Here is an 18,128-nt window from a genome sequence, read left to right on the forward strand (position 1 = left end):
GATGGTCAGCCCCCGACTTCACCCACGCACCATCGAGGCCGTTAAGGAACGCGCCGACATCGTGGATGTTGTTGGTGAGCACGTGGTGCTCAAGAAAAAGGGTCGTGAGTTCGTCGGAATCTGCCCGTTCCACGACGACAGCAAGCCGTCAATGACGGTGTCTCCCGCCAAGCAGTTCTATTACTGCTTCTCCTGCGGCGCAGGAGGAAACTCCATCAAGTTCCTGATGGAGTTTCAACGTCAGAGCTTCAGCGAGGTGGTGCTTGACCTTGCCCGCCGATATCAACTGCCAGTGGAGACCGTCGACGGTCCGCAGCAGGAGAAACTCAAACAACAGCTGTCTCGCCGCGAAAAGCTGCACCGAGCGCTTGCATTGGCCTCCGGCTGGTTCCGTGCACAGCTCAGAACAGACACCGGTGCTGATGCACTTCGCTATCTGCGCGAGACCCGCGGCCTGAGCGAAACCACCCTTGATCAGTTCGAGCTGGGTTATGCGCCTGATCAGTGGGATGGCTTGCTTAAGCATTTGCAGCAAGTGGAGGGATTGGCTCCAGAACTGCTCGAGGCAGCAGGACTGGTGGTTCCCCGTAAAGGAGGGAATGGTTTTTATGACCGCTTCCGCCATCGGGTGATTGTTCCCATTCGTGATCGTCAGGGGCGGGTGATCGGCTTCGGTGGCCGCAGCCTCGATGGCAGTGAGCCCAAGTACCTCAACTCACCTGAAACAGAGGTTTTCGAGAAGGGGAAGCACCTTTTCGGACTTGACCGGGCCTCATCCGCAATCCGCAAGGACGATCGTGCTGTTGTTGTGGAGGGCTATTTCGATGTGATTGCCCTGCACGCCTCAGGTGTCACCAATGCGGTGGCTTCTCTGGGCACCGCTCTCAGCAGTCAACAGGTCACCCAGCTGTGCCGATGCAGCGATGGCAAGCGGATTGTTCTGAATTTCGATGCCGATGGTGCCGGCGTGCGAGCCGCCAACCGAGCGATCGGCGAGGTGGAGCAGCTGGCACTCCAGGGACAGCTGGAGTTAAGGGTCCTGCACCTTCCATCCGGGAAGGACCCAGATGAATTTCTCAAGGAGCATGGCGCCGGTGACTATCGGGCTCTGCTGGATCAGGCGCCGCTCTGGCTCGACTGGCAGATCGAACAGGTCCTTGAGGGAAGAGATCTCAGTAGGGCAGATCAGTTTCAACGTTCGGTGGCTTCGCTGGTTGCGTTGCTGGGCAAGCTTCCCCAATCCGCCATACGCACCCACTACATCCAGCAGGTGGCCGAGCGCCTCAGCGGTGGGCAGGGGCGTCTGGCTCTGCAGCTTGAAGACGATCTCCGCCAGCAGGTTCAAGGTCAGCGCTGGCACGGTCGCTCTAGCCGACATGAGAAGGCTGGTGAAGCTTCCCAGCGCGAACGTTCAGAAGCTGAGATCCTGCTGCTCTATTTGCATTGCCCTTCCCATCGGGCTGGCATCCGCCAGGAACTGAGGAGTCGGGAGCTCGAGGATTTCGCGCTGCAGCATCACCGTCTGCTCTGGTCTGGCATCACGGATCTAGAGGAAGGCAATCTCGGCAGTGTGCGTCTGGAAGCGATCTGTCGCGGTGAGGATCGCGGCGACGAACTGGCAGACCTCGATCTGCCCCGACTGCTCACGGATCAGCTCCTGCTGGACAACAGTGATCTGGTGACGCGTCTGACGCCACTGCTCGAACCGGATGAACTGCAGCGTGTTGCCTTGGCCCGGCCGATGGATCAGCTGCGTGGAACGGCAGCGATGCTTGAACGTCAGAAGAGCAATAAACGTTGCCGGCATTTGCTGGAAGCCTGGACTGGTCAGCGTCTGCAGACCCTGGAGCGTTGCATTGCCGTCTTAATCGAGCAGGAGAAAGATGAGCAGTCAGCTCCTGCTATTGAGATGGAAGTCGATATGGAGCAGCGCATCCACACCATGTTCGACGACCTCAACGCTGAAGCCCTGCGTTTTCAGGAGCTGTATTACACCGAACGTCGACACATCCAACATCTCGATCAACAGCGCTGTGCCGGCTATGCCTCGGACACCAGCTCCGAACCTGCAGCTCCCGTCAACGGTTGAGTTAACGACCCATCCAACCTCCATCCACGACCAATGTCTCTCCATGGACGTAGCGCGAGGCCTCACTGGCGAGAAACACCACCGGGCCGCGCAGGTCATCAGGTGATCCCAGGCGACCGGCGGGGATGCGTTCCAGGATCTGCCTGCATCTCAGTGGATCCGACTGCAGCGCTTCGGTCATGTCAGTTTTCACGTATCCGGGTGCAATGGCGTTCACCCTTACGCCGCGTCCTGCCCATTCATTGGCCAGTGAGCGCGTGAGGTTGGCCAGGCCCGCTTTGCTGGCGGCGTAGCTGGCCACATTCAATCCACCCTGATCACTAAGGATCGAGGCGGTGAAAATGATGCTGCCCTTGCCTCGCTCCAGCATCAGCGTCCCGATCCGGCGACTCACTCTGAACTGCGCACTGAGGTTGACTTCCAGCACCGTGTCCCAGAGCTCATCGCAGTGTCTCTCTGCGGGTGCCCGACGCACGATGCCGGCATTGTTCACCAGCACGTCGATGACTGGATGTTGGCTCAGAACCTGTTCGAGCACGCTGTCAAAAGCATTGCGGTCGCTGAGGTCGCAGCGAAAACCAGAAAATCGACGGCCACGCCTGCGAATCACGTCTCCCACCTCACTGCTGTCAGGGTTGAGTGAGGCGCTGATTCCAACAATGTCGGCTCCTGCTTCAGCCAGTGCATCCGCCATGGCGTGGCCAATGCCTTTGCGGCATCCCGTGACCAGTGCCACTTGACCATCAAGCCTGAACAGCGAATCCTCCATCGTTCTGCGCGTCCCTTATCCCCATTCTTGAGCGTCTAGGCACTGGGCAGCGGCTCGGGTCGGAGTCATGATCAAAACGGTCGTTCCCAGTGTCCGATGTCGGAATTCTTCGAAGCGTTCTGGCATGGGGAAGGCATCGGTGATGGCGGTGACCTGGAGGAGGCTTTGCAGGCCTATGTGACCGTCAAGCCTGACGACAACGACTGGATTGCGGCCTGTGCAGTGAAGGAGGCGGCTCCCCGGATTGAACGTTTTTCGTCATTCGAGGCCTATCTCGATAACCAGGATCCTCTGGATGTAATTGAGGTTTCACCGCAGATGATTGTGGTGGCGATCGAACAGCTGCCTGTCTGATGTCTCATCCATCCGTTGATTTCGCGGCCAGCGCACCGGTGAACGACCTCTGGCCTGCTCTGGTGGAGCGACTCGGTCTTGAACGATCGCAGCGTGCAGTCCGGCAGGCTTTAGACCTTCAGGCTATGCAGGGCAGTGCTGCAACGTTGCCGGTGTTGTTTTGTGAGACCTGTGGCCTGGCACTGGCCAGTACTGATTTGCTGCGTGAGCAAACTGGATTAAATGGCCATGGCGACAATTTTGTGCTCTTGTTCTCTTCTAGATCCAATGCAGTGCAGTTGGTTTGCCCTGTCTGATCAAAGACTTGAAGCCTTTCAAAAACCAGCTGTTCTCTAGATTGCAAATCTGAATGGTTAGGGATCACTGATATCACTGGCGATCGGGGATGCAATGAGCCACTACGGATATGAAGGAACTGTGATTTGATGGCCCGCAAAATTCAGCTGCCACTGTCGAAAAGCTCCAGCTCGAGTACAGCGGCCTGGGCGGCCATGACCTTCGCCTCGATTACAGCCTTGGCGGTTTGGGGTTTGGCGAATGCCTATCCCCATATCTGACGAGACCAGTGGAGCTGCCAGTGCAAGGGGAATTGGTCTGTTTTGTATCGACTCGAACGACCAACCCCTTGAGAGTTGTCTTATATAAGGTCTGTAGCAACAGCTACCAACACGTTCACCTCTTTTCGGAGAGGCGCAGTTCGATTCAGGCCAAGGAACGGGGACCTGAACTTGCTTCGAGGAACCACCCATGACAGCTCTTATTTACAGAGGCCAGACCTACACCCCTCATCACACTGCTGTGCAAAAGCAGAGTGTTGAACTCACCTACCGACGCGAGCACTACAACGCTTGTCGCCAGCAGGCAGCTCGTGAGCTTCACCCCCAGCTTGCTTATCGCGGTGTCTCCTACGCCAGATGATCGAGCGATGATGGATGACATGCCTCGCTTTTGCGAGGCTTTTTTATTGACCAGATCTGAATCTGCTGCCGCGCCTCGAGTGATAGGACAAAAGAGGAAGGCCGCCCTTCCGGATGGAAAGACGGCCTAAGTCGCTCGTTTGTGCATTGTTCAACCCATCGCTTGTCGAGTAAGGAAGGGGTCGAAGCTTCTGGCTAGAGGCGCCCTGGGGCCATGTGCTCTAGGTGTCGGGTTGTTGTCTCCGAGGGCACCTAGGGCGGTGCGAGTGGAGCGTCGATTGGCGTGGCGCACAAGGTCTGCCTACCAAAGGACCAACCCAGGTCATTGTTGAGACTGTTGGAGCAGGGGCCAGAAGTCAGTCTGCTTCAGCGATCTGCTCAGGTGGAGTGTCGACCAAGCTTGGTTCCTCCGATTGCGTGGCCTTACTCTCCACCCGCAGAGGCGTTTTTGGCATCGGTTAAATCGCGCATTGCCTTGGATGGCAAAACCTCCAATAGTGGAAATGGCTTGCCCAAGCTCAGATGCAGGCCAGATTTGATGCAGCTTCGATCGATGGCAATCCAGTTGCTGGCGACGGCGATGCTTGCAGGGCCGGCTCAAACGGCAGCTCCTGAGAGTGTCACCATCAGCGACTGCTACGACGGTGATACCTGCCGAACAACCGATGGCGAGCGGATTCGGCTGGCCTGCATCGATACCCCTGAACTGAGGGGAAAGCGGGCTGATCCTGTTCCCGCGAGGGCTGCCCGGGATCACCTTCGCGGGATGGTTGTGGGACGATTCGTCGGGCTTCGACGCATCACGATCGACCGTTATGGCCGGACCGTCGCTGAGCTGTTTGTCGACGAGATGAATGTGCAGTTGGCCATGATTTCCAGTGGATATGCCCGGATCGATTGGCGTTACGCAGGCCAATGTTCTTGGGCCTCATGAACAACAAAACTGCTCCGATTCACTCGATCGCTGTTGCGCTGCTTGCCGTTGCTGTCATTTTTCTGGCAATCAAAGAACCTCGCTGCGACTGCGACAACGACATGCCATCAGCAGAAACGACAACTGGTCAGCAGGATTCAATGCAGCGCCCGTCGAGAACTGGACGGCTGCGTGAGCTCCGCAAGTTTTGACCTGCCGCAATTGCACCAACCACTGACTCTGGTCAGGCTGATCCCCCACCCACCCACCCACCCCCCCCTCCATGGAGTGATCACTGAAGCCTCAAGATGCACTCAGGCAGTGAAAGGGTGTTCTGATAAACAAAAAGTGACTTTGCCTCTCAATCAATCAGTCAAAACAACAACAAGCAGTCTTGTTAATGTTGTTTTATGAAGAAACTTACACAATCCAACATTGACCGATCGCGAATGCTTCTTTTGGATCGATCAATCTTAACGGCGTCTATGCCTTTTGAGTGTCTTGATTGCCGCTTTTGATATCCAATGGTTTTGTCTCATAAGCTGAGGGCAGTACGAATGATTTGTATGGAAGACAAGCTTGCTAATGGCAACTCTCAGGCTCTGAGTGAAGAAGCGGTCAGCGATATTAATCCAACAGTTCTCATTGGAGTTTTTATCGCTGTGAGCACATTTTTTATCCTTGCATCGACCATTGGCTCAGTTGTGGAGAGTTTTTCATGAGATAAGAGAAACTCAGTAAAAATAATTTGGTGAGCCATGAAACATCGATCATTCAGCATGGGCCTGCCTTGATTCTGATAGTTCAGCTTCTTGACGATTCGAAGGGGGTGTTGATCTTCAAAAGGAGGCCGGAACGGCAGGTCTGGAGCCTCGCATCAAGCGTTAGTCACAACATCTTCGGGTGACTTTTTCAAGAAAGGCTTTGAGTTGTTCTTCTGCCATGGCTGATTGCCTCTTCCAGAAGACTTGGCCATGACCATCAGCAACGCCAGCAGGGCTAAGGGCCTCATAAGGGCCCCATCCCGTTGGCTCTTGCTGGGTGGGGCTTTTATTCATGGACTGTGCTCAGGAATCAACAGCACTCGCAGCTGGTGCAGCATTGATCTCCGCCGGCATGTCCATCAGCGCAAGGCTGAGAACAGAACAGCTTTCCATCTTTTTCGACTGCAGAGTCTGGAGCAATCGTGCAATCGCAGGGCTCACAGGCACATGTTGGGGTTGGGATCGCCATGGGCAGACCTCATCACTCATGCCTTCCTAGGACAGGTTGTGTTGAGGATCAACCCTCAAGTGGGTGTTCTTCTCCCATGCTTCAGATCAGTGCAGAGGCCACTGATCCGGGTGCTAGCGAGCGTTGGCAGATGAGGCTGTTCAAGATTTCTACTGATCGCTAGGAGGTGCGATCACACGCTGGGGTGATGTGTTCTGCATCGAGATCGAGGACCCTTGCACCAACTTGTTTTGGTGAATGGACAGTCGCGCTCGGGTGGTTATGGGTTCTGCTGTTGCCGGCCTGATTGGGGTGGTGGCGCTTGCAGCAATGGAGGGATGGTTCAACCCTGCCCAAGCCGATCAGGTGTATCTGTGTTGTGATGTCTCCGGACTGGATGGAACCATCTGGGAAATCACGCTTCATGAGAAGGCTGGCAAAGCTTGGGTTTACAAGCCTGAATTCCGCAGCAGTACGGAATATCCAGCCTCGTTTACACCTGAGCACGTGCGGTTTGGGAAAGAGCTGCCCTACACGGGGTCATACCTTCCCAAAGTTTTGGATGGTTCAATCGGTACTTTAACCAGTGATATTTGGGGTTTGTCCGCTCCTCCTCTGACCGCAACCTGCGAAATTGAAGCCAAGACAACTCACACGGTTTGATCGGCGACTTCCTTCGTTTTGGTGATGTGCGCTGTTTCAGGCAGAAGACGTTGGAGCAGCTCACCTTGGAGAGTGGTTGGGAACTCGGTTGATGTCCGTTCAGCAGTAACGCTGGTCAGCTCTGCAGAGTTTTTGATTGGCTTGCCAGGCCGGCCATGACTCCTCCGGCCTCGGACGCTTGTACATCAACTTCAGCGGCCATAACGCCAGGGTCAACAGCATCTGCATGCAGATCTTCTCAAGCCATTCGGAAAGATGAATCAACACCTCTGAATCACGACTTGCAGATGGTCTGTTGAAGAGTTCGGTCATGGTCAACGTACCGATCCTTTAGTCGTAGCTCATGGACCGTTGAAGAGCATCGGAACTTCAACCCAATCGGGTTAGTTGAACAGACCAAACACCTGGTTGAGGATGCCTTTGCCGGTGAGTGCTTCCACGGTTACTCCGATGGCCAGCCCCAGCATGGCCATGCGTCCATTGAGACGTTCTGTGTAGAGATTGACAGGGTCTGCAGTTGTCTGCCTTGGACCCAGTGGTGAATTTGGGGTCAACAAAAACCGGGCTGTTCAATTATTGAGCAAACCTTAAGAGCGGCGATCTGTTGTCCGTTGTGCCAAAAGCGCGTGTCGTGTCATTTTTGATTGCTTGCCTGAATCAGGTTGTAAGCACCATCTGTTTCTGTGCACTTCATGGATTCTCTGAAGTTTTCTCAAGGATGGGTTGGGTTGATTGTTCAGACGCGCATCGTGATGCTGGGTTGCCCATGTTCAAGCTGCTTTCGCGTCGCCGTTCGCTTCTGGTTTTGACTGTATCGATGGTCTGGGCCGGTGTTCATCCGTGTCTGATGCAGGAACACGACCGTCGCATTTGAGATGTGATGCGTTGCCAAAAGATGGAAGAACGTTCAGGTTTGCTTCCAGGAGTGCGTCTCGTTAAATGTTTCGATATGGATCCAGGAATCTGTCCTCTTCTTCCTTTTCATGCCGCGACTCTTTCTTGTTTAAGGATGGCTTCAGCCCACGTTGATGGTATCCAAGGGGCTGTTGTCTGTAGCCCCTTGGATACCAGCGCTTTGAAGTATGGCAATCGTTCTTCAGCTGTTGGTGTGGGGTGTCCCGCGTGTCCCCGGATACACGGGACGGGCCAGCAGCGTGAGCGGTTTTGAGGCCTCAGATTTCTTCTGTTGCGTTGCGTTCTTGTCGATTGACGGCATAGCACCAAAAGCGGTTCTTTCAGGTGTAACCCAGGTCGACCCTTTCGCGCACCTTGGTAAAGCCTCGGAATTGATCCTGTCTCGCTGGGATGGTGCGTCTTGCAGGATTCACGGTTGCTGGGCGTGCTTGCCAGATGTTTGGGTTGATGCCGAAGGGGCTCTTGCCCAGCTTTCTCCTCTGGTTATTGCAACGCATCAAAAAGGGAGGCTTGTTCGTTGGCCTCCCCAGGATTTGAACCGACCGTGAAAGGCTCAGGCCACTGAAATGCTGTAAGGAGCGGCGGGATAGCTTGTCGGCATCGGATCAATGCTGCCGTTGGCCATGGCCTTTGCGCGTCGATACATCTGACTATCAGTGGCGCCTTGCTTCTCCATGGCGGCAGCAATGACTGCCCAATTGCGAATCTCGTAAGTCATTAGAACAAGCGAAGAAAGAACAACAAGACCATCGCGAAATCCTGTTGTTGTCCGTGACGGAGATATCCGCACAGCTGCGACTCGCGAAAAGCTCAACGACCACCTAATGCCAGTTGCGAAAAATGGATACTGTTGCTGCTGCTACGTCAAGGCAGCATGGAAACTTGTAATAATCTCTTCATCATCTCGTGTGTCCCATGAACGAGCCTGTTGCCACCTTCTCCTACGACTTGAACGCTCTGAGGTTGGAATACAAGACAACCTGCGACGCACTGCGTCATTGGCCGGGCGGCGATCCCAACGAGCAGGATTTCCTTGAGTGCAAGAAGCAGGAGATTTTCCGGGCCTTGGCCGAGCAGTCACTGCAGCTCATGGTTTAAGCGCTTAGCACGTGTTTTGAGAGGAAGGCGTCGAGGCTCCTGGCTCGATGACTGCCTGGGTCTGTTGCGGTGTCGAAGGCCCTTGCATTGCTTTCCGCGTTGGCGATCGTTCGGTTCACTCAACTGTGGTTACTGCAACATGTCCTCAGACGTTGTTATTCAATGCATCGTTTTTTGATTGCTCTCACTGCTGCTTCTTGTCTTTGTGCTTCTCCGGTGATGGCCATTCCGGCCATGGATGATCTGGAGCTCAGATTGCAGGGTGAAGCCAAGGGTTGGCTTGATGCTTCTTGCACCTATTACGGATTGGGTTGACTCACTGCCGATCAGGGATCAAAGGCCTTGAAGCGTCTGATGTTGCTGTTGGCGGCGCACTAACTCGATCCAGAAGAAATAGAACGGGCGAAATCCGCTGCACTTCGAGAGATCCGCAATGCAAAACCATCTGGCCTGAGTCATCTCCATGACGTCCGCTCAGGCTCAGTCCAGCTTTACCCCCACCTGGATGGAGATGTTGTTGTTGACCTTTGGACTGCGTAGTTCGTTGTAGATCGTTTGGCCGTTCAGGGATGTGAACAGGCGCTGATTTTTCATGGGGAAGACTTTCAGCGCGATCGAAAAGATGTTGTTGGTTGAGATTCCGTTCACGTATGCCCCGGTATAGGTATTAGTCAGCGTGAGGCTGGTGGCAGAGCTGGGCTTCCATTCCAGTTCAGCTCTCGCTGTTGTTGCTGCGAAGGTCTGTCCGCAGACTGGATCTGCGTTGCATCCATCCCCTCCCCAGATCTGTTCAATGGAGGGACCGAGGGACACGGTGAACCGTGTTTTTGAAGTCTTGATTAGGTCGTAACCGAGGCCAATTGAGCTTTCAAACGCGTCGGTTCCGCTGAGGTTCAGTGTGTCGTAGTTGAAGTGCGCACCTGCATAGGCGTGCAAACGACTGTTCAAGCTGCGGATGTAGCGCAGTTCAGCATCGCCTTCATTGGTGTCTGTTGAGTTGCTGGTCTCTCCCTCGTCACGGGAGACCTCGTACTGGGCATTCACTTTCAACGAGACTTTGTCGGCGCCTGAGGCGTAGCTCGTTTCTAGCTGTGCTGTCCCCCCGACGTCGAGATCGTTGTCGGTATTGGATCCCGTCACTCCCCCGGAGAGACTCAGCTTCCATGGCTTCGGTTTGGTTTCGGGCATCAGTGACGTTTTCGGGATGCTCAGCCGACCCAGCACTGGGTGCTGAAGCACCGTTGTGGTATCTGTGCTTGCGGAAGGGATCAGCTCCCCGTGCAGCGTGTCGCCGTTGCTCAGCGTGAGGGTGACCTGCTCGGCGACAGTCGCTGTGGCCCCCAGCAGGACAGCACCCGCAGCAATGATCGGGATTCGCCGCAACACAACCCTTCCGTCGATAGAGGCCAGATTTTTTCATAGAACCCTGTTGATGTTGTTCAGGCCTGGACCACGGGTACATCGCTCAGTCGTGTGGTGGCTGCCCGGCCTAGGCGTTCCCGTCGCATCGCCCAGCCGGAATGCAGGCCGCAGGCGGCCCACTGCACGGTGCCTCGTCCATAACGGCGGTTGAGACCGTCGATGGTGTTCATCAGCGTGTCTCGCTGTTGCAGGTGTGCTGCGCTGCAAGGCACCAGCAGGTGATGCTGCAGTTGCTCAGTGTCCTGCAGGTGCTCCATCAGCACCCCGGCCTTGGCAAGCTGACGGTGGGGCTGGAAGATCCGTTCCACCAGTGGCAGCGCGGCGTTCAGCAGCATCTGGGTGTCGTTGCTGGGCAGGTCCAGATGGGTGCTGGCGCTGCGGCTGTAGAAGCCAGGTGCGAACGGACTGGTGCGGGTGTACACGCTTAGGGAGGCGGCGCGTTGCTGCTGTTTGCGCAGCTTTTCCGCGGCACGCACCACGTAGGTCGCCACAGCTTCTCGCAGCTCCGCCAGAGACGTTATGGGTCGGCTGAAGCTTCTGCTGACACAGGTTTCCTGCTTCGGGGATGGGGCCAGATCGAGGGGAAGACAGGCATGCCCCTGGAGTTCCCTCTGCAAGCGCAGGCCGACCACACCCGCTTTGGCCCGCAGGGGGCCGCTGGCCATGTCTCGCAGTTCCCTGGCGTTGCGCACACCACGCAGTCGGCACCAGGCAGCGAGTTTGCGACCGATTCCCCACACGTCTTCGATGGCGATCGTTTCCAGCCAGCGGTCCCGATGGCTGCAGTGCCCCAGATCGAACAGGCCTGCATGGCTGGCCTCCACTTTGGCGAGATGGTTCGCCAGCTTCGCCTGGCCTTTGCTGGCTCCCAGTCCGATGGCGATTGGCAGTCCCAGATTGCGACGGATCAGGGTACGCAGCTGCCGGCCCCAGGGCCGTAGATCTACCGCCGCTGGACGACTGATGCGAGCGAAGGCTTCATCGATGGAATAAACCTCCAGCTCCTCCACCTGACTCTCCAGAAGGCTCATCAGTCGCTGGCTCATGTCGGCGTAAAGGGCGTAGTTGGAACTGCGCACCACCACTCCGCACTGTTCCAGTGTCTGCTTGGCCTTGAAATACGGAGTGCCCATGGCAATGCCGAGTGCACGGGCTTCGGCGCTGCGGGCCACGATGCAGCCGTCGTTGTTGGAGAGCACCACCACTGGGCGGCCGATCAGGGCTGGATCCAGGCTCTGCTCGCAGGAGGCATAGAAGTTGTTGGCGTCGATGAGGGCGGTGACCTGAGCCATGGCGTTCAGAGGGGATGAATCACATGAATGGCAACCCCCCAGATCTGCACGTCGTTGCAGGACCGCAGATCTAGAGGTGGATAGTTGGGATTGGCTGCTTCCAGGCGCAGCTGGCCGTGATGGCGGACCAAGCGCTTGAGGGTGAAGCCGCCATCTAGAACGGCCACCACCACGCGTCCGGGGTGGGGGTCAAGGCTGCGGTCCACAACCAGAAGGTCGCCGTCGTGAATGCCGTCACCGGTCATGGAGTCGCCGCTAACACGCAGGAAAAAGGTGCTGGTGGGATGCCGGATCAGCTGGTCGTTGAGGTCAATCCCCACGTCCACGTAGTCTTCTGCCGGAGAAGGGAAGCCTGCGGCCACCCGCTCTCCGGCCAGTGGCAGCTGCCTTGACGTTCGTTGGGGGCTTAGGGGTTGCGGTGGCTGGAGAAAGGAGCGATCGATCTCCATTGCCATGGGTTCAACAGCCCGACATGCATAGAATAGTACAGGCGTTCTATTCGGGAGGGGGCTGGCGATTGGTGGCTGGTGGTTGGTTGTGCTCTGCGTTCAGGTTGGGGCGATGAGATCCGCCAGGCCTGAAGCGATTGCAGGCTGGGCCTGGCTATCGAAATGGATGCCATCAAGGGGTGAGGGGCTGGCCACGGTCTGAACATCGAAAGCCAGCACTTCCAGTTCGTCGGCGAGCTGGAGATAGCAGCTGGCTAATGCCTGGGATTTCGTGTCGGCGCCCTCGAATCCCCAGGCCAGCGACTGTGCCGTGATCTTCACCAACGGTGGTGTCATCAGCACGATGGTGGGGGGCTGGTCGGGCCGCTCGCGCGGGCCACAGTTGAGCGCGCTGCGGATGTCATGCATCAGGATGCGGGCGCCATCAGCGATCTGCTCGGCGGACAGGTTGAGATAGTCCTTGCAGTCGTTGCAGCCCAGCGCCAGGATCACCATGTTGATGGGTTTGTGACTGTGCAACGACGTCATCAGGCCTGAGCGGCCGCTGCAGCTGTATTGCGCGCCATACCTGGCTGCGCCGATGGGATCGTCGAGCAGCCAGGTGCGGGAATTGAGACCGTCCTCAATCGTTCGCCAGGCCTGGCCGGACGCACGCCGGTTGAGCTGCTGCTCCAACTGATTTGGCCAGCGTGTGTCGTGGGGCAGTCGCCCACCACCGTCGGGGTTGAATCCCCAGGTATTGGAGTCGCCGAAGCAGAGAATGGTCCTCGGCTCCCGAGCTGGTGCTGTCATGGACGGCAGGTTGTCTGCGCAAATCCAGTTCAGCCATGATCCGCATTCCGCGCCATCGCGGCCTTGACCGGAGAGGATGCGCTCACTGACGTTGTCGTGATGGCTGCTGCTCCATATCTCGTTGCCCTCGCCCTGATCGAGCAGGAGGGGAAGAGGGCTCTGCCGCTGGCCGGGCGTTCCCTCAGTGCAGAAGCCGCTGCTGCGGAGCGGCCCACGCAGGTGGCCCATTCGCTGGCTCTGGAATTGCTGCTGCGTCTGTGGCAGCGCAGTGATGAGGGGCCGTTACGTCGCGCCTGCGGCTTGGAGAGTCTGCTGCTGGTGGAATTGCCGATGGAGTGTCTGCCGGAGGACCTCCCCAGGCTCAAAGCCGACTGGCTCAATAGTGGCGACACCGAGGCCTTTCAGGCGAGTCTTCAAGCCATCTGTAGGCGCGCCTGGACCATGAGCATCGCCAAATTCGAAGCTGTCGCTCTCAGCACCTGGCCAGCCTGAACCTCGTGTTGGTGTTGGTTTTAGGCCCGGTGATAAGGACTCCCCTGCAGGATCGACTGCGCTCTGTAGAGCTGCTCAACCAGCAGCAATCGCGCCAGCTCATGGGGAAAGGTCAGGGGTGAAAGGCTCAGTTGCCAACGGGCCGAGCTCTTGAATGCATCGGTGAAGCCGTCAGCACCACCGATCACAAAGGCCAGGCGCTCGGAGCCAAAGTTCCGTAAACGATCAGCGAAGTCCAACGAGGTCAGGGTGTTGCCCTGCTCCATCAGCAGCACCGGCAACTCATCGGGACGCAAGGCCTGACGGATCGCTTCGACCTCCTTGTCACGGCTGCTGTCACGCAGTTCAGTGATGGTTAGCCCAGGCAGGCGCTTGAGGTAGAGCTCCATACCGTCCTGAACCCATCGCTTGCGCACTTTTCCGACCGCGATGATCCGGCATCGGGAGATGTTCATGGCACAGCGGCGTTACTCCGTCTCGTCGTCTTGTTCCTCGAGAAACATCTGCCCGAAAGCCACATAAAGGCTTTCCTCTTCGCTGCCGGGCACCACATCACGGCGTTGAGGGCGGGTGTTCTTGCCCTTGCCGGTCGAGCGGGCGGGGACCGCTGTTTGGGAAGCGAGCGAATCCTGCGTCAAGGGGGATGGCGCATTCAGCGTCTGGCGTCGCTCACTGTCGACCCGCTCTTCTGCATCCCGCAATCTCGCCATCAGATGCTCAGGGACGGTGCCGTCCTGGCTCACCTGCATCAGTTCATGAAACAGCGCTTTGGGGTCCTGCTCGGTTTCGACTCTGTGGCGCGGTCGGCTGGTTTTTGCAGAGCGTTGAGTTTCGGCTTCTGGTGCAGGGATGGGCTCAGGCAGCTGCCGTCCCAGTTGCCTGAGCCGCTCAAGACTGCGGGGATCGAAGCTCATGGGCAGCCGAGGGTGTCACGAGTGTCGCGGCCGGTCACAGGATTGGTGCCATCAGCAGCGGCGCAGAGTGTTTTCAGTGCGTCGCCGCGAAACGGCACGTTGGTGAAGTCGGCACCGGTGATCGTCACATTGATGAATCGGGTGTTGAAGGCAAAAGCATCCTCCAGAACGGCATCTGTGAGGTTGGTGCCATCAAGCACTGCTGAATCCAACGTGGCATCACGCAGATTGGTTCCTGTGAGGTTGGCGTCCTGAAGCTTGGCTCCGTAGAGACTGGCGCCCCGCAGATCGCTGCCAGACAGATCAGCTTCTCGCAGGTTGGTGAGGTTGAAGGTCACCCCCTGCATCTCCCGGTTGGAGAAATCAGCACCGATCAGCACCTGTTTGGCGTAGTCCATCGCGGCCTGCACCGGCTGCAGAGGCAGACCAATGAGCAGGACGAGAGCAAGCAGGAAGGCCAGCAGATGTCGTTGCATCAGCGGATCAAAAGCGTGGCCCAAGCCTAGGGGGCCTGATTCCTGGCTTAAGGGGGGGAACACTTCGAGAATCCAGGGAGATGAGTCTTGTGCGCTTTTGATGCGAAGAGAGATCCCGGTCGCTGGGCAGAACTTCGTGCTCTCAATCTGTTGAAACGTCGTGGCTGGCGTTGCCTTGCTGAGCGCTGAAGCTGTCGTTACGGGGAACTGGATTGAGAGGAAGAAGAGAGCAATAGCCGCGACGGTGATGATCAATGAGCGTCGATGTGGTCTTGATGGCTGGGGAATGAGAGCTTTTGCCAGGTCCAAGCGCCGACGACTGGCCCGAACGCTTGCCTGTTGGCAGTCCTGTCACTCCTGTTGTGATCAGGGGCATCTCGAGGTGGTGCTAGCGCTGGTGCCGCTGCCACCCAGCTCAAGGTCTGTGCGCTGGATCAGGGTGCCGGAGCTCAGGATCTCTTGATCAGACCTTCAATCCGTTTCACAGCCAGCGGAAGACCCGTTGGAAGATCGCGGATCACCAGATCAGCCGAACGTCTCAGCGGATGGATGAACCGCCGCTCTCCCGGCAGCATCTGCATCACTGACTGACGCAAGACCGACAGGGGGCTTCGCTGGCGTTCGCGTACGTCACGGCGCAGGCGGCGAATCACCCTTATCGGCAGGGATGCGCTCAGATAAATCAGAAGATCAGGATCGAGATGATCCATCAACAGTTGGGGGCCGAACGCACCCTCCAGGAGCACAACATCCCAGATCTCGTTGAAAGACTCCCAGCTGACGTCCCTGGTGCTCATGTCGTAACGGCGTCGATGCTGCAGACGGCGTTCGAGCAGGGCCTGAACATCGTCGATCAGTGCATCCCTGTCGATGGCATCGACTGTGTCGAATCCATAGATCGAATCCGGTGTCCAGTGCTCGCGGTAGTAATCGTCGGAGCCGATCACCACAGCAGCAATCCCGCTTTGCGCGAGCGACGTTTTCAGCTCCTCACTGAAGTGGGTCTTGCCTGCTGCGGATGGGCCGGCGATACAGATCAGCAAGGCAGATCTGTTCATCAACCGCGCCAGACCTGGACACCATCATCATCGCGTTCCGCGCCCTCTGCTGTGGTGCACAGTGAACCCATGGCCCGCATGACATGAGCTTCGCAGGACATACGGCCCGCAAACGGTTTGGACAGCACTGGCTGCGGGATGAACGGGTTCTTGATCGGATTCTCGAGTCGGCAGAACTCGTGGAGGGGGACCGTGTTCTCGAGGTGGGACCAGGACGGGGTGCTCTGACCGAACGACTGCTCAGGAGTCCTGCCGCGTTGGTGCATGCGATCGAGCTGGACCGAGATTTGGTGTCAGGTCTGAACGAGCGATACGGAGCCCAATTGCGGTTTTCACTCTGTGAGGGCGATGTTCTCAACGTTCCTCTGACACTTCCTGACGGTTCTCCGGCCTCCAAGGTGGTGGCGAATATTCCGTACAACATCACTGGCCCCTTGCTCGATCGGCTGATTGGTCGTCTGGATCGGCCCGTTGATCCGCCCTACGAGCGGCTCATCCTGCTCGTCCAGAAAGAGGTGGCAGAGCGCATTCGAGCCCGTGCCGGACACAGCAGTTTCAGTGCTCTCAGTGTGCGTTTGCAGCTTCTCGCCCGTTGCCAAACCGTTTGCCCTGTGCCGCCGCGTTGCTTTCAGCCGCCTCCGAAGGTTCAGTCCGAGGTGATCAGACTTGACCCCCTGCCGGCGCATCAGCGCCCAGATCCGGAGCTCTGCCGTGGGGTGGAACGATTGCTCAAACAGGCGTTTCTGGCTCGACGCAAGATGCTGCGTAACACCCTTGCCGGTGTCAAACCGCCGGATCAGCTTCAGGCGCTGGCACAGCAGGCCGGCATTGATCTGCAGCAGAGGCCTCAGGACGTGGCACCGGAAAACTGGGTGGCCTTAGCCAGGGGCTTAAGAGCAGCGGACTCATCCGAGTGAGCCGCTAAGCCCGGGTCAGCGTCTGCGCCTGCCGTGGATGAGCAATCCGCCAGACAACTTGCCTTCGATCCCTTGTCAACACTGGGCTCTGCCCGTGGTTTAGCCTCAACGTTCGGGTCGGAGTCCGGCCGACTTCGCTTTGTCCTGTTCATGACGGCTCCGGTCTGCGTCAAAGCTCCGGCCAAGATCAATCTGCATCTCGAGGTTCTGGGCCTGCGGGATGACGGGTTCCACGAACTCGCCATGGTGATGCAGAGCATTGATCTCGCCGATCAGTTCGAGTGTGAGAACACTGCTGACGGAACGCTTTCCCTCAGCTGTGATCAATCAGGACTCAGTTGCGGAGACGACAACCTGATCATGCGGGCGGCCAGGCTGCTGCGTAAGCGATCCGGATACGGGGAGTTGGGTGCACGGATGCATCTGCGCAAGCGCATTCCCATCGGCGCCGGTCTTGCGGGAGGCTCTAGTGATGGGGCAGCAGCACTGGTTGGCCTGAACATGCTCTGGGGCCTTGGCCTCAGTGCCTCTCAGCTCGAGACGCTGGCTGCTGATCTTGGATCCGACATGCCGTTCTGCATTGGCGGCGGCACCCAGCTCTGTTTCGGACGCGGAGAACGGCTTGAGGTTCTGCCTGAAGTGTCTGCGCCGCTTGGCGTTCTGCTGGTGAAGGATCCATCCATCAGCGTGTCGACACCGTGGGCCTATGGCGAATGCAAGCGAGAACGTTTTCATCTCTATCTCGAGGGTGAGGCAGCCTTTGAGCAACGTCGTGAGTCGCTTCGAACCTCTGCTTGGCTGAGGCCCCTGCGAACCGAATTGCCTCCTCCTTTGCGTAACGACCTTCAGGCCGTTGTGGCTCCGCAGACGCCCTCGGTCCGCACTGCGCTGGCCCTCTTGAACGCATTGCCAGGGCAGTTGCAAGTGGCCATGAGTGGTTCCGGCCCGAGTTGCTTTGCTCTGTTTCCAGACTTCAGCGCTGCTGAACAAGCCCGTCTTCATGCTGCTGCGCAGTTTGAAGCGGAGGGCCTGCAATCCTGGAGTTGTTCCCTGCTCCCCTATGGCGTCAAGCTGGCGGCATGAGTGATAGCGACGCAGCCACAGCCAAACCCCGCAAAGGGCCCCTCAGTTTCCTATCCGGATCAATCACCAGTCTGGTTCTGGCCTGGTTGAGTTTCGGCTTAAGCAAAAAAGTCGTGATTTATCTCTCGACGCACTCGTCAAATTTCAGCAGCACAACAGCGCAGAACATCGCGTCTGCCATGAAAACGCTGTTCATCGGAATGTGTTTTCTGGCCACATTCAGCTTTGCCTTCATCGGGATTGGCTTGTTCCTGGTGTTTCTTCGCAGTCTTTTCACGAAAGACACCGTTGACGCTGCCTAGC

Annotated in this window: 29 protein-coding genes; 15 read left to right on the forward strand and 14 right to left on the reverse strand. The window is 57.4% G+C overall.

Features of this window, described 5'->3' with window-relative positions; translation table 11 throughout:
• Position 1 precedes the first annotated feature (1 nt).
• Entirely contained in the window at positions 2-2,089 is a 2,088-nt protein-coding gene (gene dnaG / locus SIB42_RS09315; RefSeq protein WP_067098150.1) for a DNA primase, read from the forward strand.
• Position 2,090: 1 nt separating this feature from the next.
• Here dnaG and SIB42_RS09320 read toward each other — a convergent pair whose 3' ends face one another.
• On the reverse strand, positions 2,091-2,858 hold the full coding sequence (locus SIB42_RS09320; RefSeq protein ID WP_197459927.1) for an SDR family oxidoreductase: 768 nt from the start codon (positions 2,856-2,858) through the stop codon (positions 2,091-2,093).
• Between the two features lie 96 nt (positions 2,859-2,954).
• Between SIB42_RS09320 and SIB42_RS09325 the strand changes: the two genes are divergently transcribed.
• From SIB42_RS09325 to SIB42_RS09355, 7 genes are all read left to right on the forward strand, one after another.
• Positions 2,955-3,212: a hypothetical protein gene (locus tag SIB42_RS09325; RefSeq protein WP_067097925.1), complete on the forward strand. Its 258-nt coding sequence runs from the start codon at positions 2,955-2,957 to the stop codon at positions 3,210-3,212.
• Positions 3,212-3,508, forward strand: coding sequence for a hypothetical protein (locus tag SIB42_RS09330; RefSeq protein WP_067097922.1), 297 nt, complete (start codon positions 3,212-3,214; stop codon positions 3,506-3,508). The genes SIB42_RS09325 and SIB42_RS09330 overlap by 1 nt, the downstream gene beginning before the upstream one ends.
• Before the next feature lie 129 nt (positions 3,509-3,637).
• Complete coding sequence (locus SIB42_RS09335) at positions 3,638-3,769, forward strand: hypothetical protein (protein WP_255359919.1); 132 nt, start codon at positions 3,638-3,640, stop codon at positions 3,767-3,769.
• 190 nt (positions 3,770-3,959) lie between these two features.
• Positions 3,960-4,130, forward strand: a complete 171-nt coding sequence (locus SIB42_RS09340; RefSeq protein WP_074160778.1) for a DUF4278 domain-containing protein — start codon at positions 3,960-3,962, stop codon at positions 4,128-4,130.
• 537 nt (positions 4,131-4,667) lie between these two features.
• Positions 4,668-5,063, forward strand: a complete 396-nt coding sequence (locus SIB42_RS09345; RefSeq protein WP_231856475.1) for a thermonuclease family protein — start codon at positions 4,668-4,670, stop codon at positions 5,061-5,063.
• Positions 5,060-5,254 carry a hypothetical protein gene (locus SIB42_RS09350; RefSeq protein WP_067097530.1) on the forward strand — a complete coding sequence of 65 codons (195 nt, stop codon included), beginning with the start codon at positions 5,060-5,062 and terminating at the stop codon, positions 5,252-5,254. The genes SIB42_RS09345 and SIB42_RS09350 overlap by 4 nt, the downstream gene beginning before the upstream one ends.
• A 354-nt stretch (positions 5,255-5,608) precedes the next feature.
• Positions 5,609-5,764, forward strand: a complete 156-nt coding sequence (locus SIB42_RS09355; RefSeq protein WP_156485257.1) for a hypothetical protein — start codon at positions 5,609-5,611, stop codon at positions 5,762-5,764.
• Positions 5,765-6,116: 352 nt separating this feature from the next.
• On the opposite strand, the gene SIB42_RS09360 is transcribed toward SIB42_RS09355, so the two are convergent.
• Positions 6,117-6,275 carry a metallothionein gene (locus SIB42_RS09360; protein WP_074160771.1) on the reverse strand — a complete coding sequence of 53 codons (159 nt, stop codon included), beginning with the start codon at positions 6,273-6,275 and terminating at the stop codon, positions 6,117-6,119.
• Positions 6,276-6,512: 237 nt separating this feature from the next.
• On the opposite strand from SIB42_RS09360, the gene SIB42_RS09365 reads away from it, so the two are divergent.
• Entirely contained in the window at positions 6,513-6,917 is a 405-nt protein-coding gene (locus SIB42_RS09365; protein ID WP_156485256.1) for a hypothetical protein, read from the forward strand.
• Between the two features lie 99 nt (positions 6,918-7,016).
• Here SIB42_RS09365 and SIB42_RS09370 read toward each other — a convergent pair whose 3' ends face one another.
• From SIB42_RS09370 to SIB42_RS09380, 3 genes are all read right to left on the reverse strand, one after another.
• Positions 7,017-7,229 (reverse strand): hypothetical protein, encoded by a 213-nt coding sequence (locus SIB42_RS09370; protein ID WP_156485255.1) that lies wholly within the window; start codon positions 7,227-7,229, stop codon positions 7,017-7,019.
• A 71-nt stretch (positions 7,230-7,300) separates the two neighbouring features.
• Entirely contained in the window at positions 7,301-7,471 is a 171-nt protein-coding gene (locus SIB42_RS09375) for a high light inducible protein (protein WP_156485254.1), read from the reverse strand.
• Positions 7,472-8,385: 914 nt separating this feature from the next.
• The gene (locus SIB42_RS09380; protein ID WP_170951815.1) at positions 8,386-8,550 is read right to left on the reverse strand and encodes a hypothetical protein; all 165 of its coding nucleotides are present in this window, start codon (positions 8,548-8,550) and stop codon (positions 8,386-8,388) included.
• Positions 8,551-8,747: 197 nt separating this feature from the next.
• Here SIB42_RS09380 and SIB42_RS09385 point away from each other — a divergent pair, with 197 nt between their 5' ends.
• Positions 8,748-8,930 carry a hypothetical protein gene (locus tag SIB42_RS09385; RefSeq protein WP_067097515.1) on the forward strand — a complete coding sequence of 61 codons (183 nt, stop codon included), beginning with the start codon at positions 8,748-8,750 and terminating at the stop codon, positions 8,928-8,930.
• Positions 8,931-9,092: 162 nt separating this feature from the next.
• The gene (locus SIB42_RS09390; protein ID WP_413327872.1) at positions 9,093-9,245 is read left to right on the forward strand and encodes a hypothetical protein; all 153 of its coding nucleotides are present in this window, start codon (positions 9,093-9,095) and stop codon (positions 9,243-9,245) included.
• A gap of 165 nt (positions 9,246-9,410) precedes the next feature.
• On the opposite strand, the gene SIB42_RS09395 is transcribed toward SIB42_RS09390, so the two are convergent.
• From SIB42_RS09395 to SIB42_RS09410, 4 genes are all read right to left on the reverse strand, one after another.
• A complete protein-coding gene (locus SIB42_RS09395; RefSeq protein ID WP_067097512.1) occupies positions 9,411-10,316 on the reverse strand; it encodes a DUF481 domain-containing protein in 906 nt (301 codons plus the stop codon).
• A gap of 53 nt (positions 10,317-10,369) precedes the next feature.
• On the reverse strand, positions 10,370-11,644 hold the full coding sequence (locus SIB42_RS09400; protein ID WP_067097509.1) for a Y-family DNA polymerase: 1,275 nt from the start codon (positions 11,642-11,644) through the stop codon (positions 10,370-10,372).
• Between the two features lie 5 nt (positions 11,645-11,649).
• Entirely contained in the window at positions 11,650-12,093 is a 444-nt protein-coding gene (locus SIB42_RS09405; RefSeq protein WP_067097507.1) for a LexA family protein, read from the reverse strand.
• 99 nt (positions 12,094-12,192) lie between these two features.
• Positions 12,193-12,885, reverse strand: a complete 693-nt coding sequence (locus tag SIB42_RS09410; RefSeq protein ID WP_067097504.1) for an SGNH/GDSL hydrolase family protein — start codon at positions 12,883-12,885, stop codon at positions 12,193-12,195.
• Positions 12,886-12,984: 99 nt separating this feature from the next.
• On the opposite strand from SIB42_RS09410, the gene SIB42_RS09415 reads away from it, so the two are divergent.
• Positions 12,985-13,377 carry a hypothetical protein gene (locus SIB42_RS09415; protein ID WP_067097605.1) on the forward strand — a complete coding sequence of 131 codons (393 nt, stop codon included), beginning with the start codon at positions 12,985-12,987 and terminating at the stop codon, positions 13,375-13,377.
• Between the two features lie 20 nt (positions 13,378-13,397).
• Here the strand turns inward: SIB42_RS09415 and SIB42_RS09420 are convergent, their stop codons facing one another.
• The 5 genes from SIB42_RS09420 to SIB42_RS09440 all read right to left on the reverse strand — a co-directional run bounded on the left by SIB42_RS09420 (position 13,398) and on the right by SIB42_RS09440 (position 15,825).
• Positions 13,398-13,832 (reverse strand): 23S rRNA (pseudouridine(1915)-N(3))-methyltransferase RlmH, encoded by a 435-nt coding sequence (locus SIB42_RS09420; protein WP_067097501.1) that lies wholly within the window; start codon positions 13,830-13,832, stop codon positions 13,398-13,400.
• A 12-nt stretch (positions 13,833-13,844) separates the two neighbouring features.
• Entirely contained in the window at positions 13,845-14,291 is a 447-nt protein-coding gene (locus SIB42_RS09425) for a hypothetical protein (RefSeq protein ID WP_067097498.1), read from the reverse strand.
• Positions 14,288-14,767, reverse strand: coding sequence for a pentapeptide repeat-containing protein (locus SIB42_RS09430; RefSeq protein ID WP_067097602.1), 480 nt, complete (start codon positions 14,765-14,767; stop codon positions 14,288-14,290). The genes SIB42_RS09425 and SIB42_RS09430 overlap by 4 nt, the downstream gene beginning before the upstream one ends.
• 142 nt (positions 14,768-14,909) lie before the next feature.
• A complete protein-coding gene (locus SIB42_RS09435) occupies positions 14,910-15,143 on the reverse strand; it encodes a hypothetical protein (protein WP_156485253.1) in 234 nt (77 codons plus the stop codon).
• A gap of 73 nt (positions 15,144-15,216) precedes the next feature.
• Positions 15,217-15,825, reverse strand: coding sequence for a uridine kinase (locus tag SIB42_RS09440; protein WP_067097495.1), 609 nt, complete (start codon positions 15,823-15,825; stop codon positions 15,217-15,219).
• Positions 15,826-15,908: 83 nt separating this feature from the next.
• Here SIB42_RS09440 and rsmA point away from each other — a divergent pair, with 83 nt between their 5' ends.
• The 3 genes from rsmA (at position 15,909) to SIB42_RS09455 (ending at position 18,127) form a co-directional block, all read left to right on the forward strand.
• A complete protein-coding gene (gene rsmA, locus SIB42_RS09445) occupies positions 15,909-16,742 on the forward strand; it encodes a 16S rRNA (adenine(1518)-N(6)/adenine(1519)-N(6))-dimethyltransferase RsmA (protein ID WP_067097491.1) in 834 nt (277 codons plus the stop codon).
• Positions 16,743-16,892: 150 nt separating this feature from the next.
• Positions 16,893-17,825, forward strand: coding sequence for a 4-(cytidine 5'-diphospho)-2-C-methyl-D-erythritol kinase (gene ispE, locus SIB42_RS09450; RefSeq protein ID WP_067097599.1), 933 nt, complete (start codon positions 16,893-16,895; stop codon positions 17,823-17,825).
• Complete coding sequence (locus tag SIB42_RS09455; RefSeq protein WP_067097488.1) at positions 17,822-18,127, forward strand: DUF3082 domain-containing protein; 306 nt, start codon at positions 17,822-17,824, stop codon at positions 18,125-18,127. The genes ispE and SIB42_RS09455 overlap by 4 nt, the downstream gene beginning before the upstream one ends.
• Position 18,128 lies beyond the last annotated feature (1 nt).

The organism is Synechococcus sp. MIT S9508, assembly GCF_047303045.1.
Classification (GTDB): domain Bacteria; phylum Cyanobacteriota; class Cyanobacteriia; order PCC-6307; family Cyanobiaceae; genus Synechococcus_C.